We start from the raw sequence: 12,144 nt of genomic DNA, 5'->3' as shown, positions 1-12,144 counted from the left end.
TTGAGCACCAGCACCGCGACGCCCTCGCCGCGGGCATAGCCGTCCGCTCCGGCGCCGAAGCTCTTGCAGCGCCCGTCCGGCGACAACATGCCCGCATTGTGCGGTCCCTCGAAGCCTTCCGCGGCGAGGCAGAGATTGACGCCGCCGACGAGCGCGGTCTCGCAGCGCCCGTCCTTCAGCGCCTGCGCGGCGCGCAGCAGGGCGACCAGCGAGCTGGAACAGGCCGTGTCGATGGCCTCGCTCGGGCCGGAGAGGTCGAAGGCATGGGACACGCGGTTGGCGACCATCGCCAGCGAGTTTCCGGTTGCGACATGCCCGTCCGCCGCGACCCTGTGGGCGGCAAGAAGCGCCGCATAGTCGAGGCTGGTCACGCCAACGAAGACGCCGGTCGCCTTCGGCAGATCGGACGGCTCCACACCGGCGTTTTCGACCGCATGCCAGGCGGTTTCCAGCAGCAGCCGCTGCTGCGGGTCCATCCGCTCGGCCTCGGCCGGCGAGATGCGGAACGCGGCCGCGTCGAAGCGGTCGATATCGGAGAGAAACCCGCCGCGCCGGGGGAAGGATGCGGCCGCAACGCGGGTACGATAGGCCTCGCCATACCGCTGAAGCGGCAGGTCCCGCGTCAGGTCGCGCCCGGCCAACAGGTTGTCGAAGAAACTCTCGATGTCCGGGCTGCCGGGAAAGCTGCCGGCCATGCCGACAATCGCGATACGGTCATCTCCGCACGTATGCGCCGCTCCGGCGACTGGCTGCGAGATGGTCGGAACCGGAGCTGCGGCCATGGGCGCGGCGCGCCGCGCGGCGGCTGCGGGCACGCTCTCGACCGGCGGTGCGATCTGATGGCGTCGCACCAGATGCTCGGCCAGCGCCTCGACATGCTCGCATTCGAAGAAGATCGCCGGCGAGAGCTCGATCCCGAAGGCGGACCCGATTTCGCCCGCATAACGCGTCAGCGAAATGGAATCGAAGCCGAGATCATGGAAGGGATCGCGCAGGCCGAGATCGTCCGGATTGAATTTCAGGATCCCGGCGGCGATCCGGCGAAGCTCCTGTGCTGCCCAGTCCGCCGTCTTGCCGGCCTCGCCAGCGACCGTCGTTACCGGCTCGGGGGCAGGACTGGAAGCCGCGGCGACGAAGCGTGCGACAGGAACCACAGCGACACCTGCACAGCGCGCGAGGATGCGCCCACGCCTGTCGAGGAACGACAGGTCGAACGCGCCATCACTTCCCGGCTGGCAGAGCACGGCGGCAACGTCGCCGCCTGAAACATCCGTGCGCGTGACACCCGCCAGCGCCAGCGGTTCGCCGCCCGACACCAGCAGCTCCAGCGCCTGCCAGGCCGCGCCTAGCGCGATCGAGGAAAGCACAAGGTTCTTGCGGAACCAGTCCTGCTGCGGCCCCTCCTCGCGCAGCTCGCAGAGAAGGCCGCCATCGGCAAGCCGGAAAGCACTCGCAATCCCTTCCAGATAGGGACCGAAACCTAGTCCGGCTCGCGCAAGGTCGCCATAGATCCGCGCGTGGTCCAGAACCTCGGGGCTGGCAGCCTTCAGGGCGTCGAGGTCAACCTGCCCATCGGGTGCCGTACCCATTGCAACCCGCGCCTGGAGCCATGGCGTTTCGGACGCCTCTCCATCGCGGGCGACGACGCGGGCGAGGAACCCGTCGCCCGCCGGCTCCAGCGTCAGGGTTAGGGTCTTGACCGCGGGCCAGTCGGGCAAGCCGAGCACCTGCAGATCCTCGACCGACATCGGTCCGGCAAGCCCGGCTATCCGGGCGAGGGCCGCGACTGTCTCGACCGCGACCATCGGCAGGACCGTCTGCTGCCGGCCACGCGTTTGCACATAGTCCAGCAGCTCGCCGAGATGGATATCGGTCTCGTAGCGCAGGCCCGACAGCGTCGAGACGTTGCGACCGATGAACGGATGCAGCTTCAGCCGCGAGCCCAGCGGATTGACCACAGACGGCGCATCCGGCTGCTCGGGGTACCAGCAGCGGACCTTTTCGAACGGATAGGTCGGCAGCGGCACGCGGCGCGGCGCGCGGTCCCGCCAGAGCGCGAACCAGTCGATGGCCGCACCATGCGTCCAGGCATCGGCAAGTTGCTCCAGGTCGCGCGCGGCGACGGCAGCCGCCAGCCGTTCCGTCTCCTCCGGCGGATCGACATCCAGGATCGAGCGGACATGATGCCAGCGCCCGTCCGCGTCGGGCGCCTCGGTGAAATCGGCAAGGCGCTGGCGGGCGTCAGCCGGATCGCTCGCCGCCAGGGCCAGGCGGCACGGCAGCTCCGTGCGTCCGACCTGCAGAGTGAAGGCAATGTCGGAGAGATCCGCATCCGGGTGCCGCTCCAGCCAATCGAGATGCCGGCGGACCAGCGCCACCAGGCGGTCCCGGTTCATCGCCGAGAACACCAGAAGCTCGGGGCCCGCCGCCCTCGCCTGCCTCGGCTGCGGCCTGTATTCCTCGATCAGGATATGCGAGTTCATGCCGCCCGCGCCAATGGAGGTCACGCCGGCACGGCGTGGCAGCTCCCGCCCATCGCGCCCAACCGAACGTTGCCAGGGAGCAAGCTCCCGCTGGACACGGAAGGGCGAGGACGCGAACGGAATGTCCGGGTTCAGCGTCTCGGCATGCAGCGAGGGCGCCAGCATGCCCTTGCCCAGCTGGGCCACCACCTTGGCGATGCCGGCAAGCCCTGAGGCGCCGAGCAGATGGCCGACATTGCTCTTCACCGTGCCGATGGGGCAGGCGCCGACCGCGTCGGTGTGCTTGCGGAAGGCCTGCGTCAGCGCCTTCACCTCGATGGGATCGCCGAGCGCCGTGCCCGACCCATGTCCCTCGATATAGCTCACCGTATCGGCGGTGATGCCGGCATCGTCCAGCGCCCGTTCGATCGCCACCGCCTGCTGGTGGGGGTTCGGCACCGTGAAGCCGTTGCGCACGCCGGCATTGCTGATGCCGGTGCCGATGATGACGCCGTGGATATGGTCGCCGTCGCGCTCGGCATCGCAGAGCCGTTTCAGGACGAGAGCGCCGACGCCCTCGCCGAGGATCGTGCCTTCCGCGCCGACGCCGTAGCCGCGGATCACGTCCGCCGACTTGGTGGTGAAATGCTCTTGCGAGGTGGCGATGAGCTTTTGCGGATGCAGCAGCAGGCTGACGCCGCCGGCCAGCGCCATCTCGCAGCGGCCCGAGCGGAGCATGTGCACCGCCTCGTGCACGCAGGTGGAGGCGGCCGAGCACATGGTGTCGAGGAAATAGGACGGGCCGGTAAAGCCGTAATAGTAGGACACCATGTTGGGCACGGTGCCGGTATAGCTGCCGCTGGCGGGCGAGCCGCGCATCAGCATGTTCTGGAAGCCGTAGAGGTCGTACTCGTTGGTCATCGACCCGACGATGACCGCAACGTCGCCGCCATGGCGCCGCTGCAGGGTCTCTCGCGAATAGCCGGCATTTTCGAACGCCTCGACGCTCGCCTGCAGGAACAGGCGCACCTCCGGCGACATCAGCTCCGCTTCGGTCTGGGAAATGCGGAAATAGCGCGGATCGAACCGGTCGATATCGTCGAGGAAGCAGCCCGTGCGGACCACGGTCTTGCCGAGAACATCGCGCTCGGGATGCAGCAGGGCCGCATGGTCCCAGCGCTCCTGCGGATAGGGCCGGAAACCGTGGATGCCGCCGGCCAGCATCTCCCAGAACTCGTCCTGCGTCGCCGCGCCGGAGACATGCAGCGAGAGGCCGACGATGGCGATGGCATGGGCATCGGTCCCGACATCCGGCTGCGACACGCTCGGGCCGGGGTCCGAGCGCGCAGGGATCGCTTCGGCGGGAGCCTCGACAGGAGTGACCGGCGGGGAAGCCGCCTCGCCCAGCCCTTCTTCGGCAAGAGCGGCAGCCAGCGCATCCCGGTGGTTCTCGACCAGATGGCCGGCGACGCCTTCCAGGTCGACATATTCGAAGAACAGCGTCTTCGACAGCGAGCCCAGCCGCTCCTCCAGGCGGTTGGTCGTCTCGACGATCGAGATCGAGTCGAGGCCGTATTCCTCGAGCTTGCGGTTGAGGCGGATGCGTGAAGGGTCAAGTTCCAGCACGTCGGCCAGGATATCGCGCACGAAGAGCGCGCCCTGTCGGGCAAGCGCTGCATCGTCGCCCGCGGCCTGCGGGGCGTCCGAGGGGGCCGGTGCGTCCTGTTTTTCCACCACGCCCTCGCGCGCGGAAAGAAATGCGCCGATGCGCGCTGTGTCGCCGTAGAGCACAGTGGCGCAAGGCTCCTGCCCGGCGACAAGCAGCCGCTCCAGAGCGGCAAGGCCCGCTTCGCTCGGCAGCGGCACGGTGCCGAAGCGTCGCTCCATCGCCTCCAGCGTCGGCATGTCGACGCTCATGCCGCCCTCGGCCCAGAGCGGCCAGGCAACGGCAAGCGTCCGCCCCTGCCGCTCACCCCGCGCGACCATTGCCGCGCGCTCGGCGGCAAACCCGTCAAGGAAGCCGTTGGCGCCGGCATAGGCCGCCTGCCCGGCATTGCCGAACCGCGCCGCGACCGAGGAAAACAGCACCAGGAAATCGAGCGGCGCGGCGCGTGTCGCCCGGTCGAGATTGAGCGTGCCGGCGAGCTTCGGCGCAAAGACGGGCGCGAAATCCCGCCCCGCCTGCGTCAGGATATAGCCGTCGTCGAGCAGGCCCGCCGCATGGATGACGCCCTTGAGCGGGCCGATCTCGCGGGCGATCCGCTGCGCCAGTGCATCGACAGCCGCCGCATCTCCCATGTCGCACGCGGCATAGGTGACGCTCGCGCCGCTTTCCCGCAGCGCCTCGAACCGGCTGTCGTCCTGCACGCTGCGGCCGCTCAGAACGATCTTGCGCGCGCCGCGCGCTGCCAGCCAGCCGGCCAGGATCAACCCGAGGCCGCCGGCCCCGCCGGTGATCCAGTAGGCGCCGTCCGGATCAAGCTTCATCTCTCCCCGCCCGGCAGGAAGATCGACCGGATCGATGCGCAAAGCCTCGCGCGCGCCGTCGGCGCGGTACCGCAGCTCGGTGAACGTGTCGGCGGCCAGCACCTCCTGCCGCAGGATGCCGGAGAGCCGCCCGACCTCCACCGAGCCCTCGACACGAACCAGCGCGCCGGAGATCTTCGGGTTTTCGGTTGCGGCCGTGCGCAGGAGCGCGGCCAGCGGGGCCGTGACCGATTGGGACAGGCTCTCCGGTGCCAGCACGAGGAAATGCCGCGGATGACGCGGCTTGTCGCGCATCGCCCCGACAATCCGCGCATGCAGGGCATCGAAGAGACCGGCCGCCGCTGCCGCCGGAGCGCCTGACGGAACATCGGCCAGCACGCTCACGCTCTGCCCGCAGGCCTCCGACAGGTTTCTGACGAAGTTGTTGGAAAGGTTCGCCTCGTCGAAGCCCGCAAGCAGCACCGAGACATCCCGCTCGCCAGCCCGGCCGGTGCCGGCCGGCGCGGGCCGCCAGCGGCTTTCGGCCAGCACAAGAGGCAGGTCGTCGGCGGTCTCGCCCCCAGCCGCCTCAACCGTCGTTTCGTCCGAGGCGACGATCCGCAGGGCCAGATCTTCGAAGGACACGCGCGGATTGCCGTCGCGGTCCAGCATGTGAATGTCGAGATGGCGCACGGCGGCGGTCGCACTTGGCGTTCCCCGCTCGGCGACCAGTGCCCACATCAGCGGTTCGCAGGTCCCGTGCACCACCACCCAGCGGCAGGCGAAGGGCACGGCCGCGCCATTCGGGCCCGCTTCGTCCAGCGCGATCCAGGCCTGGATCGCGGCATCCAGCATCACCGGATGCAGCGGCAGGGCGGCCAGCGTCGGATGAAGCCGCCGCGGCAGTTTCAGCTGTGCCAGAACACGGCCGCTCCCTCGGGTGACCCGCGCCATCGCCCGGAAGGCCGGGCCATGGTCGACGCCGCTTGCCCGCAGGCGCTCATAGCAAAGAGCGACCGGCACATCCTCGCGCAGCTCGCCCTGAAGTTGCGACAGCACCGGCGCCGACGGCGCAGCCTCCAGCGACGTTGAAATCGTGCCGCGAACGTTGTGCCCCTCGCCTCCGGCAGTGCGGATCGTAAAGCCGATGCAGCGATCCGCCTGCCGCGTCAGATGCGTCTCGACCGTTACCGGCGTCTCGCGCGCTGCAATCGGCCGCGACCAGACCACATCCTCCAGCGCGAAGGTGCTGCCGAGTTCCGCTCCGGCGAGATCGGCGGCGGCACGGGCCATCTCCAGCGCCGCAACGCCGGGCAGGATCTGGCGACCGCGCACCTTGTGATCGGCCCAGAAGAGTTCCGGCCCGCGCAAGGAGCTTTCGAAGACCGGACCGGCGAAGCCGGAGATGTTCCGGTGGATCATCGGATGCGGCGCCGGCCGGTCGTCCTTCACGCCGAGCGACTCGTCCATCCAGTGCCGCTCGCGTGCGAAAGGATAGAGCGGCGCACGTACCCGCCTGCCCTTCGGCAATCCGGCGGCCAGCCAGTCGACCTCCTCTCCCGACACAAAGCGCAAGGCGAGATCACGCAGCGGCTCGCCGGTTGCCCCTGCCGAAACGTCGACCACGGCAGGATGATCGGTCCCGCCGAGACGGGCGTGAAGGGCCTGCGCCAGCTCCTGCCGGTCGCGGACGAGGAACGCGGTCCGAACCTCGAGCGGTGCGCGCCCAATCCGCAGGGTATGGGCAAGGTCAGCAAGCGCGGGCGCATCCGCCGCCTCGACGGTCGCCAGCAGCTCGCCAAGCAGCGCCTGCAAGCGCTCCTCATCCGCCGCCGACAGCGGTACGAGGTGCACTTCTGCCTCTCCGGCAAGCGGAGCGGCCGGCACCTTGGGCGCTTCTTCGATCAGGACATGCGCGTTGCTGCCGCCGAAGCCGAAGGAGCTGACGCAGGCGCGCCGGGGTGCGCCCTCGGTGCGAGGCCAGGGGCTTGCCTCCTTCTGGATGCGGAACGGCGTGCCGGCCAGGTCGACCAGTCGGTTCTGCGCCGTGAAGCCGACATTGCCCGGCAGTTCCTCGCGGGCCAGCGCGATCAGCACCTTGACGATGCCGGCGACGCCCGCCGCACCTTCCAGATGGCCGATATTGGTCTTGACGGAGCCGATGCCGCAGCTCGCCTCGCGGGGGGCGGTGCCCGCCTCGGCATGCAGGTCGGCGAAGGCCTCCTTCAGGCCGGAAATCTCGATGGGGTCGCCCAGCGGTGTGCCCGGGCCATGCGCCTCGACATAGGAAACGCTGTCCGGCGCAATGCCCGCCTCGCGGTGTACGGCCTTGATCAGCGCAGCCTGCGCGCGCGGATTGGTGACGGTGAGCGAATTCGTCCGCCCGCCGTGATTGATGCCGATGCCGCGAATGACCGCATGGATCGGATCGCCGTCTGCCAGCGCCTGCTCAAGCGGCTTCAGCAGCAGCACGGCACCGCCCTCGCCCCGGACATAGCCGTCGGCCGCATCGTCGAAGGCGTTGCTGCGGCCCGTCTTCGACAGCATGCCGGCCTTGGAGAAGGCGACGAAATGGTTGGGCGACCAGATCAGGTTGACGCCGCCGGCCAGCGCCATATCGCATTCGCCGCCTTGCAGCGCCCGTACCGCCTCGTAGACGGAGGTCATCGACGCGGCGCAGGCCGTGTCGTTGGTGATGCTGGGCCCCTGCAGGTCGAGGAAATGCGAGACCCGGTTGGCGATGATGGAAAAGGCGATGCCGGTCGGCAGATAGGCGTCGACATGCGGCAGGTGCTTTTCCAGCAGCTCCGCATAGTCCCAATGGCAGACGCCCATGTAGACGCCCGTCCGGGTGCCGGCGAGGTCGGAAGCGCGGTAGCCGGCATCCTCGATCGCATGCCAGGCCATCTCCAGCGCAAAGCGCTGTTGCGGGTCCATCCAGGCAGCTTCGCGCGGCGAGATGCCGAAGAACGACGCGTCGAAGCAGTCGGCATCCTCGACGAACCCGCCCCAGATGCTGCTGGTCCTGTTGCCCCGGGCCGGGTCGCCCAGCAGTTCCTCAGCATTCCAGCGATTGGCCGGAACCTGCGAGATCAGCGAGCGGCCGGCAGCCAGATGCGCGCCGAACGTCGCCAGCCGGTCCGCGCCCGGAAGCCGGAGCCCGACGCCGATGATCGCGACCGGTTCCTTTCCCCCCTCCCGGCTCATCGGGTCCGGCCTCCCCCGCCGATCATCACCGAGAGCCGCCGGCCGAGCACGTCGGCCGCTCCCTCCAGCAGCCGCGCCGCGATGACGTCGGCATGGCGGGTGCGCCAGGACGCAAACTCGCTGCCCTCGACCCATTGGTTGAACGCGCCCTGCGCCGGGCCACAATGCACCTGGAAGTCGACCTTGTGTTCAAGGTCGCCGGCAAGTGCCCAGGTGGTCGTGTCCTTGAAATAGCGGCGGAAGACGAGGCCCATGCGGTGGCGGGGCGAGCGCTCCGCGCGCTCGATCTCGGATGCCGGGTAGCTCTTCGCCACATCGCGGAACACCTCGTCGAAGCTGCGACGGAAATAGCGTTCCTCGATCTGCTGGCGCAGCTTCGCTTCGATCTCCTCGAGGCTCTCGTGCTGGCGGTAGAGCGAGACCAGCTTTTCGGCACGGGCGGGGAAGAACAGCCCCTTCTTCAGCACCTGCACCTTGGCGCCCAGCTCGAACATCTCGCCCGACGGCGCATAGGCCGTATCATGGACGTTGATGCCTTCCAGCAGGTCCTTGACCGCATCGCTGGTCCCGGCCTCGACCGTGCACTGGTTGACCGATCCGGTGACGATGAAGTCGGCCCCCAGCATGAAGACCGCCGCGGCCGCCTCCGGCGTGCCGATGCCGCCGCCCGACCCGACGAAGATCGGGCCGAACTTCGCAAAGCGCGCCTGCGCCTCGTCCCGCACCTTCAGCACGGCCGGGATCAGGGCGAAAGGCATGCCCTGGTCGGTATGCCCGCCCGAGTCCGCCTCGACGCAGATGGCATCGGCCATCGGTACCTGGCGCAGCAGGTTGGCCTCGTCAGCGGTGATCGCGCCGCTTGCGAGCAGCTTGCTCAGCAGCCGCTCGGGCGCGGCGGCGAGAAACTGCGAGGCAACATCGGGCCGGGACACCTTGGCGATGATGCGGTTGCGCGCGGCGATCCGGCCACCGCCCTCGTCCTCAAGCCCGGCGGCGCGGTAGCGCACCAGTGCCGGCGTCACCTCCATGAAGGCGGAGGCCTCGATGATGCCGACGCCGTGCCGGATCAGGAGATCGGTGAGCTCATCCTCCAGATGCGGCCTGTTCACATGGGCGATGAAATTGATGCCGTAGGGCGCGCCCTCGGAAAGCGTGTCGCGCAGGCGCAGAATTGCGCGTTCGACCTCGGCCATCGGCAGGCCGCCCGCCCCGAAGAAGCCGAGCAGGCCGGCGCGGGCCATACGCTCCACCAGAGCGACCGAGGCGATGCCCTGATACATCGCGCCGGCGACATAGGGGTATGCGAGCCCGAACGCCTCGCAAAAGGCACGCGAGCCGAGATTTCCCGGGCTGAACCGGAAAGACGCATGACCGTTGAGCCGGGGAGACGGCGTAGCGTCCGGCGCCTTTCGGGCGGTCGCGGGCTCCGGCTCGGCGATCCTCGCGGCCGCAGCCGCGGCGGCATCCGCCTCCTCGCGCGCCAGCAGGCTCGCGTCGAGCGGCCCGGCCTCCAGTTCCGTGCGCTTCACCATCGGCTTGACGACGGCGCTGCCTGCCGGCCCCAGTTCGGTGACATCGGCGAAGGTGACGCCCTTGGCCAGCAGGTAGCGGATGCTCTCGGCCCAGCGCACCGGTGCGGTGATCTGCTCGATCATCCGCTCGCGCAGCTTTGCCGCCTCGTGCGGCCGTGCGGTCACGTTGGAAATGACGGAGATCTCCGGCGCCTTGAAGGTCAGCCCTGCCAGATGGTCGGCAAACGCTGCGCGCGCGGCCTCCATGTAGGGCGTGTGAAAGGCCCCGCTCACCGGCAGGACGACATAATGGCTGGCACCCGCCTCGCGGAACAGCGGCTCGGCGGCGACCACTGCCTCCCGTTTGCCGGACACGACGATCTGCCGGGGCGTGTTGTAGTTGGCGGCGAAGACGTCCCTCAGGCCATTGCGGTCGATCACCGCCGCAATGCCGTCGGCATCGAGACCGATGACAGCGGCCATGCCGCCGCCATTTGCCTCGCCCATCAGCGCACCCCGCCGCGCCACCATCGACAGGCCGCTGGCGAAGTCGACTGCGCCCGCGGCGAACAGGGCTACATATTCCGAAACGCTGTGCCCGAGAACGAAATCCGGCCGTTCGCCGGTCTCACGAACATGGTGAAGATAGGTCAGCGCGTTGACCACATAGAGCGCCGGCTGCGTGAATTGCGTGCGGGTGAGCCGGTCCATCGGCCCTTCCAAGCAGAGCTGCGCGATGGAGTATCCCAGAACGGCGTCCGCCTCGGCAACGAGCTGCGGGAAGGCCTCGAACAGGCCTTCGCCCATGCCGACGCGCTGCGCGCCCTGCCCTGGAAACATGAAGGCCTTCATTGCCCCTCCAACCCGGCCTGATCCTTCACCCATTCGATCTGACCGAGGTCCATCTTGATGACCCTATCGGCCACGCCCCAATATCGCTCATCGTGTGTTGCCGCGATGACAAGTTTTCCAGCCGCTTTGAGTTTCGGGATAAACGTCTCGTAAAAATATTCACGAAAATGAACATCCTGCTCCGCCGACCATTCGTCGAAGACGTAGACCGGCCGGTCTTCCAGAACGGCTGCGATCAGGGCCAGACGCTTGCGCTGGCCGGTCGACAGGTGAAGCTGGGAAAAGCGGCCGTCGGTGAAGCGGACCTTGCCGGCAAGACCCATCTCGTCGATCAGCGCGTTGACCCGGTCCGGATCGACACGCTCCAGCCCGTAGAGGCGGTCGAACAGGTGGAAGTCGACGAAGATCGCCGAGAACAGCTCGCGGTAGCCGCCGAGTGCCGACCCCTCGACCGCGCGGCCGTCGACGTCGATGCGCCCGCTCGACAGCGGGTAGAGGCCGCACATCATCCGCAGCGCCGTCGACTTGCCGCTGCCGTTGCCGCCGACCAGGAACACCACCTCGCCCCGAGACAGGGTCATCGACAGCGGCCCGACGTGATAGCCGACGCCCTGCTCCGCCGGATAGCTGAAGCCGATCTCGCGGAAATCGAGCTCCCGGAAGCTGCGGAAGGCGTGCGCATGCTGCCGCGCCTCGTGCGTCGAGATGCCTTTCGAGGCGTCGAGCTCGCGCTCCACCGCCATGATCGATTGCAGGCCGAACTCGGCGCGCATGAACATCGGCGACTGGGCGACCGTTTTCGTCAGCGTGCCGAGGCAGACCAGCAGCACCGGCACGAGCTGGAACACGATGATCGTGTGCCCGGAGACGAGCGCGGGAAAGCCGAAGGCAACGACGCCGAGCAGCGCGAAGGTCACCAGGCTGCCGAGCAGGATCAGTGACACCCAGTGGTCGATGGTGCGCACCAGCATCAATTCCAGAACGTTGGAGCGCTTGCGATAGGCCTTGGCGACCGCCTCGCTGCGCCGGGCGTTCAGGCGCAGCTCCTTGCTGCCGTGGATGATGTCGGCGATCGCGTCGAGCATCTGCGCCTGCAGCTTCTCGACGAGGCCGAGGATGCGGCCGAAACGATTGTTGATCGCCTTGTAGCCGTAGACGCCGCCAACCACAGCCAGCAGGAAGCACAGGAACGCGAGCGGCGACAGATAGAGCAGATAGAGCAGCGCCACGGCGAGCAACACCATCTGCTGGATCGCATCCATGATCAGAGGGAAGGTCACGGACAGATGGTTGGTTTCCTTGGCGATCAGTCCGTAGAGACGGCCCCGGCCGATCCGGTCGACGGTCAGCAGTTCCGACTGGCGCAGCTTTTCCGCCAGTTCAAGCCGCAACTCGTTGAGCCGGTCCTCGATCAGCGTGGTCGCGCGCACCAGCGCAAACTGGTTGGCGAGATAGTAGACGAGGAACGCCGCACCGAAGGCCGCCCAGGCGATCAGCCCGGGATGCTCGGCCCGCGCCACCTGCTCGGCCACCGTTGTGATTACCACCACCAGAGCCGCATTGGCGACGCCCGCCAGCAGGCTGAGCGCGAACATCACCTGCAGCTTGCGGCGGCCGGATGCGCGGATGAAGGCGATCAGCTCCAT

At 68.3% G+C, this 12,144-nt stretch carries 3 protein-coding genes (1 of these 3 running past the window's edge); all 3 read right to left on the bottom strand.

Annotation, left to right across the window (positions count from 1 at the left end; all coding sequences use genetic code 11):
• Tightly spaced (each overlapping or abutting the next), the 3 genes in view from BBX35_RS23235 to BBX35_RS14990 form a layout consistent with a single transcriptional unit that may run on beyond the window.
• On the bottom strand, positions 1–8,135 hold the beginning of the coding sequence (locus tag BBX35_RS23235) for an SDR family NAD(P)-dependent oxidoreductase (RefSeq protein WP_067221784.1). 12,547 nt of this gene lie to the left of the window's left edge; 8,135 of the gene's 20,682 nt are visible here — the first part of the coding sequence; its start codon is at positions 8,133–8,135; the stop codon falls past the left edge of the window.
• Positions 8,132–10,498: an ACP S-malonyltransferase gene (gene fabD, locus BBX35_RS14995; protein WP_067221782.1), complete on the bottom strand. Its 2,367-nt coding sequence runs from the start codon at positions 10,496–10,498 to the stop codon at positions 8,132–8,134. Before fabD ends, BBX35_RS23235 begins: the two co-directional genes overlap by 4 nt.
• Positions 10,495–12,144: a cyclic peptide export ABC transporter gene (locus BBX35_RS14990; protein WP_067221781.1), complete on the bottom strand. Its 1,650-nt coding sequence runs from the start codon at positions 12,142–12,144 to the stop codon at positions 10,495–10,497. The genes fabD and BBX35_RS14990 overlap by 4 nt, the downstream gene beginning before the upstream one ends.

This window comes from Stappia indica (assembly GCF_001696535.1).
Classification (GTDB): Bacteria; Pseudomonadota; Alphaproteobacteria; order Rhizobiales; family Stappiaceae; genus Stappia; species Stappia indica.
Note: the sequence above shows the minus strand (reverse complement) of the source record. Positions and strands in the feature narration are given on the sequence as shown.

What these genes read in the sequence shown, in the direction of transcription:
- fabD (WP_067221782.1), bottom strand. Translation starts at nt 10,498, where the DNA reads ATGAAGGCCTTCATGTTTCCAGGGCAGGGCGCGCAGCGCGTCGGCATG.
- BBX35_RS14990 (WP_067221781.1), bottom strand. Translation starts at nt 12,144, where the DNA reads ATGGAGCTGATCGCCTTCATCCGCGCATCCGGCCGCCGCAAGCTGCAG.